This window comes from Pseudophaeobacter sp. EL27, from assembly GCF_900313025.1.
Classification (GTDB): domain Bacteria; phylum Pseudomonadota; class Alphaproteobacteria; order Rhodobacterales; family Rhodobacteraceae; genus Pseudophaeobacter.
Window position 1 is genome coordinate 14,888 of sequence record NZ_OMPQ01000012.1, and the last position, 16,347, is coordinate 31,234.

General features: G+C 55.9%; 15 protein-coding genes. 6 read left to right on the plus strand and 9 right to left on the minus strand.

Annotated features, from left to right (window positions below; all coding sequences use genetic code 11):
- Positions 1 to 5: 5 nt before the first annotated feature.
- The 5 genes from ED661_RS14755 to ED661_RS14775 are packed head-to-tail and all read right to left on the minus strand — an operon-like array spanning position 6 to position 4,169.
- The gene (locus ED661_RS14755; RefSeq protein WP_122074696.1) at positions 6 to 872 is read right to left on the minus strand and encodes a protein-glutamate O-methyltransferase CheR; all 867 of its coding nucleotides are present in this window, start codon (positions 870 to 872) and stop codon (positions 6 to 8) included.
- Entirely contained in the window at positions 872 to 1,351 is a 480-nt protein-coding gene (locus ED661_RS14760) for a chemotaxis protein CheW (protein WP_054462171.1), read from the minus strand. The genes ED661_RS14755 and ED661_RS14760 overlap by 1 nt, the downstream gene beginning before the upstream one ends.
- Positions 1,341 to 3,509, minus strand: coding sequence for a chemotaxis protein CheA (locus tag ED661_RS14765; protein ID WP_122074697.1), 2,169 nt, complete (start codon positions 3,507 to 3,509; stop codon positions 1,341 to 1,343). The genes ED661_RS14760 and ED661_RS14765 overlap by 11 nt, the downstream gene beginning before the upstream one ends.
- Position 3,510: 1 nt before the next feature.
- Positions 3,511 to 3,885 carry a response regulator gene (locus ED661_RS14770; RefSeq protein ID WP_009807715.1) on the minus strand — a complete coding sequence of 125 codons (375 nt, stop codon included), beginning with the start codon at positions 3,883 to 3,885 and terminating at the stop codon, positions 3,511 to 3,513.
- Entirely contained in the window at positions 3,882 to 4,169 is a 288-nt protein-coding gene (locus tag ED661_RS14775) for an STAS domain-containing protein (RefSeq protein ID WP_122074698.1), read from the minus strand. The genes ED661_RS14770 and ED661_RS14775 overlap by 4 nt, the downstream gene beginning before the upstream one ends.
- Positions 4,170 to 4,617: 448 nt before the next feature.
- Here ED661_RS14775 and ED661_RS14780 point away from each other — a divergent pair, with 448 nt between their 5' ends.
- The 6 genes from ED661_RS14780 (at position 4,618) to modC (ending at position 11,423) form a co-directional block, all read left to right on the plus strand.
- Positions 4,618 to 6,984, plus strand: coding sequence for a methyl-accepting chemotaxis protein (locus ED661_RS14780; RefSeq protein ID WP_122074699.1), 2,367 nt, complete (start codon positions 4,618 to 4,620; stop codon positions 6,982 to 6,984).
- Positions 6,985 to 7,131: 147 nt separating this feature from the next.
- Positions 7,132 to 8,073, plus strand: a complete 942-nt coding sequence (locus tag ED661_RS14785; protein WP_122074700.1) for a CheB methylesterase domain-containing protein — start codon at positions 7,132 to 7,134, stop codon at positions 8,071 to 8,073.
- Positions 8,074 to 8,095: 22 nt separating this feature from the next.
- Positions 8,096 to 8,653: a chemotaxis protein CheD gene (locus ED661_RS14790; RefSeq protein WP_122074701.1), complete on the plus strand. Its 558-nt coding sequence runs from the start codon at positions 8,096 to 8,098 to the stop codon at positions 8,651 to 8,653.
- A 224-nt stretch (positions 8,654 to 8,877) separates the two neighbouring features.
- Positions 8,878 to 9,621, plus strand: coding sequence for a molybdate ABC transporter substrate-binding protein (gene modA, locus ED661_RS14795; protein ID WP_162930139.1), 744 nt, complete (start codon positions 8,878 to 8,880; stop codon positions 9,619 to 9,621).
- Between the two features lie 6 nt (positions 9,622 to 9,627).
- On the plus strand, positions 9,628 to 10,320 hold the full coding sequence (modB, locus tag ED661_RS14800) for a molybdate ABC transporter permease subunit (protein WP_122074702.1): 693 nt from the start codon (positions 9,628 to 9,630) through the stop codon (positions 10,318 to 10,320).
- Positions 10,320 to 11,423 carry a molybdenum ABC transporter ATP-binding protein gene (gene modC, locus ED661_RS14805; protein ID WP_122074703.1) on the plus strand — a complete coding sequence of 368 codons (1,104 nt, stop codon included), beginning with the start codon at positions 10,320 to 10,322 and terminating at the stop codon, positions 11,421 to 11,423. Before modB ends, modC begins: the two co-directional genes overlap by 1 nt.
- Positions 11,424 to 11,484: 61 nt before the next feature.
- Here modC and ED661_RS14810 read toward each other — a convergent pair whose 3' ends face one another.
- The 4 genes from ED661_RS14810 to ED661_RS14825 all read right to left on the minus strand — a co-directional run bounded on the left by ED661_RS14810 (position 11,485) and on the right by ED661_RS14825 (position 16,338).
- On the minus strand, positions 11,485 to 12,504 hold the full coding sequence (locus ED661_RS14810; RefSeq protein WP_122074704.1) for a LysM peptidoglycan-binding domain-containing protein: 1,020 nt from the start codon (positions 12,502 to 12,504) through the stop codon (positions 11,485 to 11,487).
- An 11-nt stretch (positions 12,505 to 12,515) separates the two neighbouring features.
- Entirely contained in the window at positions 12,516 to 13,598 is a 1,083-nt protein-coding gene (locus tag ED661_RS14815; protein ID WP_122074705.1) for a LysM peptidoglycan-binding domain-containing protein, read from the minus strand.
- 160 nt (positions 13,599 to 13,758) lie between these two features.
- Complete coding sequence (locus tag ED661_RS14820) at positions 13,759 to 14,589, minus strand: hypothetical protein (protein ID WP_162930140.1); 831 nt, start codon at positions 14,587 to 14,589, stop codon at positions 13,759 to 13,761.
- A gap of 378 nt (positions 14,590 to 14,967) precedes the next feature.
- The gene (locus tag ED661_RS14825) at positions 14,968 to 16,338 is read right to left on the minus strand and encodes a formimidoylglutamate deiminase (RefSeq protein ID WP_122074707.1); all 1,371 of its coding nucleotides are present in this window, start codon (positions 16,336 to 16,338) and stop codon (positions 14,968 to 14,970) included.
- Positions 16,339 to 16,347 lie beyond the last annotated feature (9 nt).

The following is a 16,347-nucleotide window of genomic DNA, read 5'->3' on the forward strand; positions in this document are numbered from 1 at the left end:
CTCGCTTACGGAGCATCGCCTCCGGCGGGAGTGTTGATGTAGGTTGTGATCCCAGATGTCGTCAGTTTTGCCTCGGCTGGTCCGGACATACGTTCGGAATGGCCGATGAACAGATATCCGCCGGGGTTCAAACTACGTTGAAAGGCTTGCCAGACCTTTTGCTGGGTTGGTGTGTCAAAGTAGATGGCCACGTTGCGGCAGAAAATTGCATCGAACTTACCCTTGAAGGGGAAGGGTTCGATCAAATTCAACACCCCAAAGGTGATCATCGACCTCAGGTTTTCAGGCATGCGCCCGTCCGCTTCCATTTTGGGAACCAGACTGCGGTACTCAGGCGGGATCTGATCAAGCTCGTCCTGCGGATACTTAGCCGCTTTGGCGAACTGAACCACCTGCGGGTCGATATCCGTGCCCAGAATCTTGAAGTCATAGCGCCCAATGTCGGGGCACATGCTATGAATGATCATCGCCATCGTGAAGGGTTCGGGCCCTTTGGAACAGCCTGCAGACCAGATCCGAACGCGCCCACCGTTGCGCGCCTTTTCGATCAGCGGAGGCAGAACATCGCTGCGCAGCGTTTCAAAGTGGTGCGGCTCGCGGAAAAAATGCGTGACATTTGTGGTCAGGAGGGACAGCAGCTTGCTGCGTTCCTGATCACTGTTTTTTCCGTTCAACCGAGCCAGATATTCTTTGAAATCGACAACTTTCTGCTGCCTCAATTGCCGGGCAAGCCGGGCAGAAACCAAAGGCTTCTTGCTGCTCGACATCGCCAAGCCGAAGTGCTTGTAGGCAAAATCAGCAATTGCCTCAAAATCCTGATCCGTCAGGGTAAACCCATCATTGTTGGATTCTATTGCGCCGGCAGCAATCATCAGAGCACCTGCTCCGGAACCGAGATAACCGCATCCAGATTGATGATCCGCACCATGGTTTCATCATGCGAGATGATGCCTTGGATATACTCCATGGTATTTCGGCTATCGACCGGCGGTGTTTCCTGGATCTCTTCCGGGTTGATCGAAATGATCTCAGACACGGATTCCGCCAGAAGACCAACGGGTTTGCCCGCAGAGGAGACCACGATCACAACGTTACGCTCGCTGGCTTCTGTTGTTTCCAGGCCAAAACGGGCCGACAGATCATAGATCGGGATCACTGCCCCTCGCAGGTTCATCACACCCAGAACGTCCGAAGGCGCATGGGGCAGGATGGTGACTGGGGACCAGCGCCGGATTTCACGGATCTGGGTGATTTTCAGACAGAAGGCCTGCCCGGCGACGGTGAAGCTGACAAACTCGCTAAACTGAGCGTGCTTAACTTCTTGGTCGTTACTTTTTACTTCAGCTTGCATTGCTCATTCTCCGCTCGGTATCAAAGGCGCCTGTCGCAGGCGAGGCTGCCAGGATGCTTTCAGGGTCAAGGATCATCGCGATCTTGCCGTCTCCCAGGATGGTTGCGGCTGCGACGCCGGCAATTTCTCCGCAGACACCGTCCAGACTTTTGATCACGACCTGACGTTGGTCGTGGATGTCATCCACTGCCAGGGCGCTGCGTTGTCCGGTTTCGGTTTCTACCAGGAGGTAAACGCCGGGAGGTTGGTCATCTTTCTTTTCAAGGCCCAAGGCACCGGCGACATCACAGATCGGAACAAAGCTGCCGCGGATTGATAGCAATGTGCCATCTGCGCCGAGGTTGTTGATCATGTCATCGTTGCCGCGCATGGTTTCGACAATCGAGGTGATCGGAACCACCATTGTCTGATCTGCGACCGAAACAACCATACCGTCCATAACCGCAAGGGTGAGGGGCAGAATAATTGTGAAGGTAGATCCTTTGCCAGGCGTCGAGGTGATGTTGATCCGACCACCAAGGCCAGTCACCGCATTTTTCACCACATCCATGCCAACGCCACGACCGGAGAGGTTGGAAACCTCTTTGGCAGTAGAAAAGCCCGGAGCAAACAGAAGGTTGTCGATCTCACTGTCTGTCAGCTCGGCATTTTCTGGGATCAGGCCCTTTTCGATGGCAATCTGTTTCACACGCGGGCGATTGACCCCTGCGCCGTCATCTTTGACTTCGATACAGACCGAACCAGAGCGATGCGATGCCGTGAGACGAATCTCGCCGACCCGCTCCTTGTTGGCACCTTCACGATCTTCGGGTTTTTCAATGCCGTGATCGACCGCGTTCCGCAGGATATGCGTCAGCGGGTCAGCCAGGCGTTCAATCACCGTCTTGTCGACTTCGGTGTTTTCACCCTCGGTCACCAGCTTACAGGTTTTGCCTGTGGCGCTGGAGGCTTCGCGCACGATCCGTGCCATCCGCTGAAACAGCGGCTTTACGGGCTGCGCTCGAATGGACATCACGCCTTCCTGGATATCACGGGCCAGATTCTTAAAGCCCTCCAGTTCGGTTTCAACGTCCCGCACATCGGCCACATCGAGATTGGCAATTTGCTGTGCCAGCATCGAGTGGTTAATGATCAGCTCCCCAACAGCGTTGATAAGCCGGTCCACCCGCTCGAGATCCACCCGCAGAGTTGGATTTGGCCCACGCTGCTCAGATTTCGCATTCTCGGCTTTTGGGGCCGCAGGCTTAGTGCCGGATGCTTCCGGTTTTACCTCCGGTGTTGGTGCGGGGGCCGGCTGTTCAAAAGGGGCTGTGGGGGTCTCTTCAACCATGGCTGGGGGCTCCACTACAGGCGTCGGCTCTGCTGCTGGCGCGCCACCAAAAGCCGCGTCAAGCGCAGCAAGGGCTGCAGCATCCGCTTCTGCGTCACCGGCACCTTCGATTGAAAGTTCACAGAGGCCTTCAACAAATTCAAAAACAGCTTCCACTGTGGAGCGTGCTTCGGAGGTGACAAGCTTCAGATTCCAGCTCAGATAGCTTTCTTCTGGGTCAATGCTGTCAAATCCGGGCAGCTCCATGACATCCAGTTCGATGTCCAGTGTCCCCATCTCTTTAAGAGCTTGGAACAAAAAGATAGGTTCGTTGCCGGTGCTGTACATATCCTTGAGAGGACGGAAGTGGATCTGATAGGTCTCTTCGGTCGCAACCTCAGGGATATCAATCGCACTTATATCCATCGGACCACCAAGCCCCATGGGCTCAAAGGTCAGATCTTCTTCCTCTTCAGGAATGTACTTGTCCAGCGCTTCGATCAGCATGTTGTGATGTGCTTGATCTGTCTCACCACCGTCACGGGCGACCGCAACCAGGCTGTAAAGATGATCACAGGAGCGCAACAAGAGCTGAATCAGCGGCTCGTCGAGTTCCATCCGATTGGCACGGACTTCATCAAAAACTGTCTCAAATCTGTGGGCAAAAGCCACCAACTCGTCCAAGCCAAATGCGCCCGCGCCACCCTTGATCGAGTGAACTGCGCGGAAGACCGCATTGACAACCTCTGGGTCGTGATCGCCTCCTTCGATGGCACTCAGACCCTCATCCGTCGCTTCAAGGAGTTCTTCGCACTCCTCAAAGAAGGTATCTTGAATGGATCCTGACATTTTATGCCGCAGCTCCAGTCACGCGCTTTAGCGCAAAGATCAAAGAGGCATCATCAAATGGCTTGGTAATCCAACCGGTTGCACCTGCGTTGCGGGCACGTGCCTTCATTTCAGGAGCGCTTTCCGTGGTCAGAACCAGGATTGGCACTTTGGAATTGATATCGGTGCCGCGAAGCTCTTCAATCACACCAAAACCGTCAAGGTTGGGCATGTTGATGTCGGTGATGACCACATCTGGAGCGACATCATCATACATGTCGACGCCTTCGCGGCCGTCTACTGCACTTACATACTCAAAACCAGCCTCTTCCAGGGTGGCTGCAAGCAGATTCCGGATTGTGCGGGAATCATCGATTGCCAATACTTTGGTTTTCATGCTGTTACCTCGTCTTCAAATCGGTTGGGCTCAAGCCCCAGGAGCGTCAGGGACTTGCGGCAGGAATCGTTGATATTTACTACCGCGAACCCCAGTTCTTCGGAGCGCCACTGTTGTTCGGCGCTGAGCAGCAATTGCAGGCAGCGCGATGGCATGGCTGCGACTTTGCTACAGTCGATCTCTACTGCTGCGGAGCGTGCCCCGCTCAGAAATGCTGTGAGCGGACTCAGCTCAGCAAATGCATTTGGCAATTCCAAAAGATGTTTCTGCGTTTCTGTGGTCATCTTCCGCGATTCTCACCCCCATTGTCGGTGACATGTTTGTGTTTAGTAGCTTCATAGTTAGGCCTTCCAGCTTAACAATTGATTGCTGCCAACCAGGGGAAACGTGGATTTCTTGCAATCTTAGACCTGGGAAAATCGTGAATTTTTATAAAGTTTTCAGAGCCCTCCCACGTTTAGATTCTAAATCAATTGCTGGATCCAAAAACATCACAGCCAACAGAGCACTGGGGATACCGTATATATAGGGGCCATTTTTTCACGTTGGGTACGATCAATTTTTTTGGAGTTCAGATCCCTGCCCAGACAATTGATATGAAGCAAAAGAAGAATTGATTTGTAAAATTGAAACTACTGGTGGGATCCGTAAGCGGCAAATTAACATCTTTTCTGCAATCTGCTCGCCAGTCACTACGCGGTTTGCCGCGCAAAATGCCGCAGGAGAAGAAAAATGCAGGGCCTCAAGTCTCTCAAGATTGCTCACAAGCTACCACTGTTCGTGGTTGGGTTTGGTGTGTTGCTTACAGCCATTATTGTAACGATCAGTACGATCAACTTTCAGAAAAGCGCCTTTCATCAGGCTGAGAACCAATTCGAATCCCTGATTGCTGGTCGTAAAACCGCCTTTCTTTCGCTTATACGCGGGCTCAATGCGGATTTGTTGACGCTGTCGAGCACACCTTCGACGGCAACGGCAATCCAGCGACTTTCAGCTGCCTGGAGCAATCTCGGCGCTGATGCCCCGGATATCGCCCGCAAAGCCTATATCACAGAGAACCCTTTTCCAGCTGGCGAGCGGCACAATCTGGACCGGGGTAAGCAAACGATTCCCTACAACATTCACCACTCCAAATTTCACCCTTCATTTCGAACGCTGCTGACCGCAAAGGGCTACTATGATGCCTTCCTGATCAGCATGCCCGGTGACGTGATCTATACTGTCTACAAAGAAGACGACTATGGCACCAACCTGTTGAATGGCGCCTATAAGGACAGTGATCTGGGTGTTCTATTCCGCAAAGCGTTGGAAACTGAACCTGGCAAGGTAATCTTCTCCGATGTGGCCCCCTATGCGCCAAGTGCAAACGCGCCTGCTGCTTTTGCAGCAACCAAGGTTGTAGCCCCTTCGGGGCAAACGGTAGGTGTTCTGATTCTGCAAATCCCAATGCACATGATCAATAGCATCATGAACGATGCTCAGGGTATCGGCGACTCTGTGGAGATCTTTTTGGCGGGGCCCGACCTCGCTGCACGGTCGGCCTCTCGGTTTGAAAACGGCCATGCGGTTTTGGATCAACTGCCTGTCAACGACTACCTGGTGCAAGCCCAGGAAGGCAACGGCAGCTTCACCACTGAGGCAACAGGATTGCGCGGCCAACCCGTCGCGTCCTATGCCGAACATATTCCACTGGAAAGTGGCGTCTGGGTTATTGCCATCGAACAAGATCGCGAAGAACTTTTGGCGCCCGTTGTGAGAGATCGAAACGTTCTCCTGATCGCTTCGCTGCTTGGGGCGGCCGTGATGTCCGTCTTTGGATGGCTGTTCGCTGGTCGGATCACCCGTCCTCTGGATCGGATCTGCCGAAATATGGATGCTGTCTCTTCTGGCAATCTGGAAACTGAAGTGCCGGATGCCGAGCGTGGCGACGAGATTGGCGAGATAGGCAAAACACTGGTGTCGATGCAGGAAGATCTGCAACAGGCCCGTATTGCTGAAGAACAGCGCGCTGAGCTGCAACAGGAACAGCAAGTTGTTGTCGAAAGCATGAGCGCCGGTCTTGTCAGGCTTTCTGAAGGCGATTTCTCTTTGCCAATTGAACAGGCCTTCTCTGGTGAGCATGAAAAACTGCGTCTGAACTACAATCAGACAATCGAAACGCTCAGCGGAACAGTTTCTCAGGTCATTGACGCCTCTAGCTCCATCCGCAACGGTGCCACTGAAATCAGCCGTGCTTCGGATGATCTGTCCCACCGGACCGAAAGCCAGGCGGCAACCCTAGAAGAGACAGCCGCAGCACTGGATGAGTTGACCGCCAGTGTGAAATCCGCCGCCGATGGTGCGCGTAGCGTTGAAGCCACGATGGAAGAAGCCAAGAAAGAGGCTGAAAACACCGGCGAAGTTGTGCAAAGCGCAGTTTCTGCGATGACTGAAATCGAGGAGAGTTCGAACCATATTGGCCAGATCATCTCGGTTATTGATGACATCGCCTTCCAAACCAACCTTCTCGCGCTGAATGCCGGCGTCGAGGCCGCCCGCGCCGGTGAAGCTGGTAAAGGTTTTGCAGTTGTGGCCTCCGAAGTACGGGCCCTGGCGCAGCGGTCCTCTGACGCGGCGATGGAGATCAAGACATTGATCAGCGACAGCTCGAAACAGGTTGAGCGCGGTGTTGATCTGGTCGGTAAGGCTGGTGGCGCATTGAACAATATCGTCGAGCGCGTCAGCCATATTTCCAAACTGGTTTCCGGTATTGCCGAAGGTGCAGTAGAACAATCCACCGGGCTCAACGAGATCAATACCGGCGTGACGCAGTTGGATCAGGTGACACAGCAAAATGCCGCCATGGTCGAACAAGCAACCGCAGCAGGCCAATTGCTCAGCACCGACTCCACGCAGCTGGCACAGTTGGTCTCCGCGTTCAGCATCAAAGGCGGCGCTGAGAGAATTCAGATGCAGTCAGAGGCGCCGGCCTCTCCGGTCCAGCTTCCATCTGCCCATGGCAACGATGATTGGGATCTCGACGAGGTCTCACCTGCTCCGTCCAGCATGGCAGCTCATGCCGACGGAAACGCCGCAAAGGATCTGTGGCAAGATTTTTGATTAACCTATCTCGGGGCGTGTGATTGCCCCGGGACGACCGTAAACTTCGGTTTTTACCGATCAACCTGACTGGATGACACATTGCCGTCTCAGAACTTATTGATCATTACAACTGACCGGGCTTTTGCCCGCTCCATTCAAAGCCATATGGAAGCCACCTACCCTGGAATGAAGGTGTTTTTGGCCAACAACCTAATGATGGCCTACAATCAGGCAGAGGCTGCGCAGCCGGTTTTTGCCTTTGTTGAAGATGGCTTTACCAAGCTGCCTGAATTCGAAATGATGCTAGCGCTTTTCTCGGCACTGGACACCCGCTGGGTTGCGGTGATGGACAGTGTCGGGGCAACGCCGGCGCGCAAATCCTCTCCCTTGCTGAACGTTGGGGCCGGGATTTTTGAACTGACCAAAACGGATACTCCACAACAGTTCTCCCAGTATTTTGACATGATGGTCAAAGCCCCAAGGCGTGACCAAAGCGGGGCTGGCAGGTCCAGCCGCGCAGCTGCCGCCCCCGCGACAGACTTCAAGAAGATCATTCTGATTGGGTCCTCCACAGGCGGGGTCGAGGCCCTGCGCAGCGTTCTTGTTGGCTTTCCTGCGCAATGCCCACCAACATTGATTGTCCAGCATACGGGCAAGAATTTTGGCCAGGGGCTGGTTTCCTTGTTGGATCGCATCTGTGCGGCCAAAGTTGTTCCCGCTGAGGACAATATGAAGCTGGAGCCAGGCCATGTTTATGTCGCAGCGGGTCAACGCCGCCATATGGGCATGACCCAGCGTAAGCCTATGAGAGCACGCCTAAAAGAAGGTCCACCTATTTCAGGTCATATTCCTTCTGTTGACGCATTGTTCACCTCTGCCGTGCCATATGGAAAAGAGGTGGTTGCAACCATCTTGACCGGCATGGGCCAGGACGGGGCCAAAGGACTTTTGGCTCTACGTAATGCAGGGGCAACCACCTTTGCCCAGGATGAGAAATCCTCCGTTGTCTATGGCATGCCACGCGTCGCCTGGGAAACTGGCGCTGCAGAAAAACAAGTTTCCCTGGCCCGTATGGCCGGGGCTCTATTACAGGCTGCAAAAGCCTGAGTTACTTGATAAGGAGTGTGCTGTGACAACAGTTTTTTCTAATACTACCTCGGTCACGGTTCTGCAGGGTGAGTACCGGGTCTCAACAGACCCCAAAGTTATGTTCTCTACAGTTCTAGGTTCCTGTATTTCAGCCTGTATTTTTGATGCCGAAAATGGTGTGGGCGGGATGAACCATTTCCTGCTCGCCAATGCCAATGGCGGTGACGTAAGCGCCCGCTATGGCATCCACGCGATGGAGCTTTTGATTAACGGCATTATGAAAAAAGGTGCCCAGAGACGAAACCTGAAGGCCAAGGTTTTTGGCGGCGCAAAAATGTCGGCGAACCTCTCCGATATTGGCGCTTCTAATGCCGCCTTTGTGCAGCAGTTTCTTCACGACGAAGGTATTCCGGTCATTTCCTCCAGTGTTGGTGGAACCTCTGCTCGGCGCGTACGTTTTCACGCGGTAACTGGCAGCGCCCAGCAGACACGGGTCGCAAATGACCGCCGCTTGGGCGAACAGGAATTGGCCGCAGCGCGTCCGGCACCAAAGCCGGCACCCGCCGCAGCCGATCCGGGTGGTCTGACCCTGTTTTGACCAAAAGCAAGAAATTGCAAAAGCCCGCCCCGTGCAAGATCGGGGTGGGCTTTTGCTTGTGTGACCACAGCTTCCAATCTGTAAATGCGCGAATCTGGTTCACTGATCAGCTACATATTTGACTTGCCCAGCGAAGATCTCAGAGCTACCCAAAAGGGGTCCACTCGTAACAGGCCCGGGGAGGCTCTGATATCACATCCCGCATCCGGTGTTTTCTTGCTGCTTTGATCTTTGCAAGCAGCCTTGGCTCTGCCACAGGTGTTTTGGCGGCTGATGTCACGGTCTTTGCTGCGGCCAGTCTGAAGAACGCTTTGGACAAAATCACCACGTCCTTTGAGGCCCAAACTGGCTACTCCGTCTCCCTGTCGCTGGCCGGATCATCGCTATTGGCGCGTCAGATTGCGCTTGGGGCGCCGGCTGATATCTTCCTGCCCGCCAGTCCAGATTGGATGGACCACCTGCAGGAGCAAAACCGTCTGGTTCCTGGCAGCCGTCGCGCACTTCTCAGTAATCGGCTTGTCCTTGTCGCGCCAAACCAGAGCGCACGCGCCATAACTGGGTTTGAGGATCCAGCCCTCTTCGCGCAGCTTGGGCAGGGGAAATTGGCGATGGCGCTTGTCGAAGCAGTCCCAGCTGGGATCTATGGAAAGTCTGCGTTGGAAACCCTGGGGCTTTGGCAAGACTTGGCGCCACATATTGCGCAAACAGATAATGTCCGCGCCGCGCTGGCTCTGGTTGCGGCAGGGGCGGCGCCGCTTGGGGTGGTCTATGCCAGCGATGCGCAGGCCGATCCCCGTGTAACCGTTTTGGCCGAATTCCCCAGCCAGTCCCACGCGCCAATCCGCTATCCGCTCGCCCAGGTTCAGGGGGCAGGGGGGCCTGCGATTGACGCCTTTTTCATCTATCTGCAAGGCCCGGAGGCGCAAGAGGCCTTTGTCTCCGCCGGCTTTGACGTGATTGCGGAGTAGCGGAGCATGAGCTGGCTTGGTCCCGAAGAATGGCAGGCGGTTGCGCTGTCTCTCAAGGTCTCGATCTGGGCCAGCCTTCTAACCCTGCCCTTTGGTATCTTTACCGCCTATGCGCTGGCGCGCTGGCAGTTCCCCGGCAAACAGCTGGTCAATGGGCTGGTGCATCTGCCGCTGATCCTACCCCCGGTTGTCACCGGCTATCTGTTGCTGCTTACCTTTGGACCGCAGGCCGGTTTGGGCAGCTTTCTGCAGCAGTTTGGCATTTCCTTTGCCTTTCGCTGGACAGGTGCCGCCCTGGCCGCAGCGATCATGGGATTCCCCCTGATGGTGCGCGCCATTCGCCTGTCAATCGAAGCGGTAGACCCCAAGCTGGAAGAGGCTGCCGCGACCCTTGGCGCCAATCCGCTTTGGGGGTTTGCCACCGTGACCCTGCCGTTGATCCTGCCGGGGATCATTGCCGGCGTTGTTCTCGCCTTTGCCAAGGCCATGGGGGAATTCGGGGCTACCATCACCTTTGTCTCAAACATCCCCGGGCAGACCCAAACCCTGCCCTCGGCGATCTATGCCTTTTTGCAGGTGCCCGGTGGCGAAAGCGCTGCGCTGCGGCTGGTGGTCATCTCGGTCATTGTTGCCATGGGGGCCCTGATCCTCTCGGAAGTACTGGCCCGCCGCGCCGCCCGACGGATGGGAGGTCTGTAATGCTGAAGGTCTCACTGCGTCAACCTCTGGGTGGGTTTACCCTGGACCTGTCTTTTGAAGCCCCGGCTGGTGTGACGGTCCTGTTTGGCGGATCGGGGTCAGGTAAAACCACCGTGATCAATGCTGTGGCGGGGCTGATGCGTCCCGAAAGCGGGCGCGTGGCGCTGAATGATCGTGTTTTGTTTGACCTGAAGCAGGGCATTTGGCAGCCACCGCATCGCCGCCGTCTAGGCTATATCTTCCAAGAGGCACGGCTGTTCCCTCATTTGACCGTGCGCCAAAATCTGCTCTTTGGTCGCTGGTTTGCCCCGCGTGGTGCTGCACGGGAAGATCTGGACCGGATTGTTGCCATGCTGGGTATCGGCGCACTGATGCAGCGCTATCCTGTGGCCCTGTCAGGTGGTGAAAAGCAGCGGGTTGCCATTGGCCGTGCTCTGCTTTCCAGTCCGGACCTGATCCTGGCGGATGAACCGCTTGCGGCGCTGGATGAGGCGCGCAAGCAAGAGATCCTGCCCTATTTCGAACGGCTGCGGGATGAGGTGAAGATCCCGATGCTCTACGTCAGTCACTCCGCCGCGGAGGTGGCCCGGCTGGCCACATCCGTAGTGGTTCTCAAAGATGGCAGGGTGCAGCGCCAAGGCAGCGCCACCGAAGTGCTCGGCGACGATCGGGTGATGCCGACCGGGGTGCGCGCCGCGGGTGCCTTGCTGGAAGCCCGCCTGTTGCGCCATCACCCAGATGGGCTGAGCGAGCTGGACGCAGGCGGAGTGTCTTTGTTCTTGCCAAAGGTGCAGCAGGCACCCGGAAGCCTGCTGCGTGTGCGCATCCTGGCGCAGGATGTGATCCTGTCGCGACATAGGCCTGAGGGGCTGTCAGCGCTGAACATCCTGCCCGCCGAGGTCGAACAGATCCGCAGTGGCAGCGGGCCCGGCGCCATGGTTTCGCTTAAGACCAACGCAGGGCGGGTGCTTGCCCGGATCACCCGGCGCTCGGCCCAAGCACTGGAGCTTTCCCCCGGTACACCCTGCTATGCCGTGATCAAATCCGTTGCTATCGCCCGCAGCGATGTTGGCGGCACCGCTCCAGTTGAAGGCTCGTCATAGAAAAAGGCCACGCCTAAGCGCAGCCTCATGTCAGTATTTTTCAGATCCTAAGTATATCAGTTTACTGCAGTTGCGCCCAGAACAGCTCGAGATGACGAGCAACGATCTCCTCAAACCGGCCTTCTTTCTTCAGCGCCTTCAGACCTGCATTGATCCGATAGAGATGCGAGGTGCCGCGCCAGTGACGCTTTGAAATCACCACATGCAGCCCTTCTTCAGAGAGCGGGCGCTCCACCGGCAGGATGTCATCCCGCAGCCCTTCCTCGATCAGGGTATTGGCCCCAAGGAACAGGTTCACAGTGGCCGCATCAACACGGCCTTCCTTCACCAGATGAAAGCAGGCAGCAGGGGTATCGGCCTGCACTAGGGTGATCTTGCCTTCCGTGAGCCACCGACGGCCAGGGCGGTCCAGATCATGGGTGAAATAGCCCTTGGGACGGCACAGGGTCTTGCCTTCCAGATCGCTGTCCTGCGTGTAGGTGAACTCTGCATCTGCACGGGCAAAGAGCATGATCGGAATGGTGATCAGTGGCTCGGAAAAGTGGAAATTCACGCAGCGATCATCCTGCGGCGTGGTTTCACAATCCGGTTTGAACCAGGGGAACCCCATATCAAACTCTTTGTCGTTGAGCTTGGGAAACAAGTGTTTGGACCAGTCGTTCTCCCAGGTGATCGAGTAGGAGACAGGCGAGGGTGTCAGCTCCATCGCCGCATTGACCAGCTCGGTAATCAGGCCCTGACCCGGCAGGTTCTGGTCGGTGAAGGGGGCAAATCCGCCACCTGTCAGCAGTTTCATTTCGGCATCATCACGGCGTAATGGTGTTGCATCCGGGGCCGATACTCCCTTGGCGCAGGGAATATACAGCTCTTTGCCGGGTTCCGCGACCGGGCCCGTCAGGCGGCTCTGGTTGCCATAGTAGATCAGGGTCCAGCGGCCGCGATCCCCATAGTGGTGCTCGGCAATGGAAAACAGGGTGTCACCGGGTTGCACCCGGTAATCCACGTCACATATGGCCCAGGCCGCGGCCGGGCTCAGAAAACCTACAGCCAGGGCCAGATAGGTTGATAGCTTTTTCAGCATGACATCCCCTCCTAGAACTCGGCCCAAATGCGCGACAGGTGGTCCTCGATGATGCGCTGATAAGTGCCATCGTCGCGTACGTTCTGCAGGCCTTTGCTGACCAGGGCCATCATTTCTTCGGCGCGGGGGTGGGTTTTGTGCACCACAGCATGAATGCCAAGAACTGAGAGTGGCTGCGGCAGAACATTGAACTGATCCGCCAGATCGTGCTCTTTCATCACGCTGCGGCCAGTAAATTCATTGATCGCCACGGCGTCGGCTTCGCCCTTGGCCACCATGTCAAAGCAGTCTTTGACCGTGTGGGGCGTTTTCAGAGTGATCTTGTTGTCTGCAACCCAGCGGCGACCAGAGCCATCCAGATCAAAGGTCAGATAGCCATTGGGACGGCAGAGGGTTTTGCCAATGATGTCCGCATCATCTTCAAAGGTGAAGGGACGATCTTTGTCGACAAACAACAGCATCAGGGTCTCAAACATCGACTCCGAGAACAGGAAGTTCACACAGCGATAGCTGTCGGGCATGCTGTCACAGTCGGGGCGATACCAGGGAAAGCCTACGTCCAACAGCGCATTGGAAAGCAGCGGATCAAAATGCGATCCCCAGTCGTTTACCCAGTGAATGGCAAAGCCTTCCTTTGGGGCGGCCGAGGTCATCACCGCGTCCATCACTTCCGTAATCAACCCGCCGTTATGCGAAGCCTTGGAGGTAAAAGGAGCGTAGTCATCGCCGGTCAGCAGATTGATTTTCTGCCGGACCGATGCATCGCCGGGAGCCACTTTGACAGGCGCTGCCGCAACCGGAACCGCGCTGGTAGCCTTGGTTCCGCCTTCCAATCCTGTTGGCAAGCCGTTGATACAGGGCATCCGCAGCTTCATGCCGACGCGAATTGCATTGGGTTTGGGTCCAATGGCGTCGATGTTTTGTGAATGGATGGTGCTCCAGGTGCCGACATCCTTGTACAATCGGTCAGCGATCAGGGACAGGCTGTCGCCGGATTGTACCTTGTAATAGCCGCCACAGGTTTCGGCAGCGACGGATTGTGCGGAAAAAAGGCCAGCAACTGCAAAAGTTGCCGCCAAGAACGTGTTCTTCATGTGGTCCCCCCAGGGATGTAAAGGTTCCGGTCGCCACGATCTGTGCCGTGTAATTGAATTGAGACCGGTCAAAAGTGTGGAAGAGTGGTTGGATGTCGTGCAGCCGACAACCCAAGAATTAGGAACCCTTCAGGACGCAGTCCCAAGGGTGGGAGATGGCCTATTGACCACCAAACAATGTTAGCAAAGCACCAGTGTTTACCTCACCCGTGCTCGTCAGCAGAACAGCAGGCACCTCCACTTGCTGTGAACGGTGCGCATCGTTGACCATCTGATCAATATACTGTCGCGATTGCCCCTGCTCGAGCGCTGTCAGAACCATGGCATAGAGCCCATTGCTCTCTCCCGTGGCGACAGGAGTTGCAGCGACGCCTGTGGACGATGTTTCTGTCGAGCCATTGCGCAGAGCAGCGAGTGTACCTGCGGTAATATGCGCCACGATGTCGGCACTGTTGCCGCCTGTTGCGGATGTGGTCGCCAGTGCGGAAACTGCTGGCAAAGTGCTGGCTCCGGCCGCCGAAATCACCGGGTTAAAGCTCTGAGCTGCTACCTGACCTTCGCCCTGCGTCTCACCCTTGGACCCGGAAAACTGCAAGAAGGTCAGGGCGATGGCAGATACACCCAAGACAGTTGCCGCAGCGATAAGTTTGATCATTTTCATAGAAGGTCCCTGCGACAGCAATGGTTCAGATTCAATCGACTGTGCCTCACGTGGGGCTTCGGAAAACCCATCGTTCCAAGGCATCGACGGGGCAGGCGCAGCGGGTGTTACCTCAAGATCGAGACTGTCCGGAGCAACAGTTTCAGGTTCAGACATGACTGTTTCGGGGGGGCTGGCAGTGTCGGCTTTGCCCGTTGCAACCACCTTCAAACCTGGTTTTGGGACAACGCGAATATGTCCCTTGGTAACCACGGCGTTGAGTTTCACGGGTTTGGCCCCGGAGGCCGCCGAAGAGGTGTCATCTGCGGGAATATCTAAGGACTGTAGCACTGAATCTGTCACCCTTTAACGCGGCATACCGGCAAGTCTCGGGGCTGCGTACCAAGAGTTTCGCCGAAGTTAACAATTTATTAACCAATTGCCGAATCAGCGTCAACATGGCGCGGAAGCTTCATCTTTCACTCCGAACCTTGTCTCAAAATGATAGAGTGAAAATCGGCCTACCCGTTGCTTTTATTTGGAAAAACAATGGTAAGATTAAGATGTCACCGCAAGTACTTGTGCTCAAAAGCCACATGTCAACCACAGACTGAGATGTTTGAAAAACATCCCACGGTGGAATTTACTATTCATCAATGCAAGTTAGACGATTTTCACTTCCCAACCGAAGGCGACAGATAGGGCGCGCAGGATCAGCAGGCCCTATGTCTAACCGATTTCAACCAGCAGCTCGGAAATGGCCTGACGATAGCGGGCGAGAATCTGATCGCGTGCAATATGGCGACCCGCCTGTACAGCATGGCGACCCGCAGACCACAGGTCGGTGACCACCTCGTCCTTGGCAGCAAACACAAGCCCATCCAAAAGCTGATCATCCGTTAGGGCACAAAGCGAAGGGTGAGTGGCATCAATGGCGACCAAATCGGCCCATTGGCCAATCGCAATCTCGCCAGCGCTGCGCCCCAGCGCCTGGGCACCACCCTTGGCCGCGCCAGTATACAGCGCATGCCCAACCGAGCCCTCACCCGGCACAAGCACATTGCGCGACAGATCCCGCAATCGCTGCGAATACTCAAGCGTCCGCAACTCTTCAGTCAGCGAGATCAACACATTGGAATCAGATCCAACGCCAAAGGCGCCACCGGCCTCCAGATAGGTGGGCCCATTAAATGGCCCATCGCCCAGGTTGGCCTCTGTTACCGGACATAAGCCCGCCACTGCACCAGAGGCTGCCATCGCGCGGGTCTCCTCCGTGGTCATATGGGTGGCATGGATCAGGCACCAATTCTGGTCTACTGACGCGTTTTCAAGCAGCCATTCCACAGGACGTGCGCCAAGCCCGGCCTGGACCTCCTGCACCTCTTTTGGCTGCTCGGCAATGTGGATATGCACCGGGCACTCTTGCGGCTGGGCCTGCAGAACCCGAGACAGGTCATCCGGCGCGGTGGCCCGCAGGGAATGCGGCGCGATGCCAACCTGACAATCGGCGGGCAGAGAGGATACAGCGCTGCGTGCCTGATCGACCAAATTGCAGAACCGATCAACATCATTTCCAAACCGCATCTGCCCCGGCTCCAGAGGTTTTTTTCCTACACCAGCATAGCTATAGAGCACTGGCAAATGGGTGAGGCCAATGCCCGTCTGAGCCGCAGCCGCCATGATCCGGTCCGAATGCTCAGCCAGATTATCGTAGGCGCTGCCGTCCTTTTGATGATGCAGATAGTGGAACTCGCCAACCGAGGCATAGCCAGCCTCCTGCATCTCCAGAAACACCAGGGCGGCGATGGCCTCGATCTGATCTGGGGTCAGGTGGGCGGTAAAGCGATACATCAATTCGCGCCAGGTCCAGAAGCTGTCACGCCCCGCCTTGCGGTATTCGGTCATCCCAGCCATGGCTCGTTGAAAGCTGTGGCTATGCAGGTTGGCCAGGGCGGGCAACAGGGTGTCGACCTGCACATCTCCCAGCTCTGGCTGCATGTTGCGAGAGATCGCAACAATCCTGCCACCATCCAGTACAAGCCGCACTCGCTCAGCCCAACCGGTGGTCAAAAGTGCGCGTTTTGCAAAGAGTGTCGTCATCTCTCACCT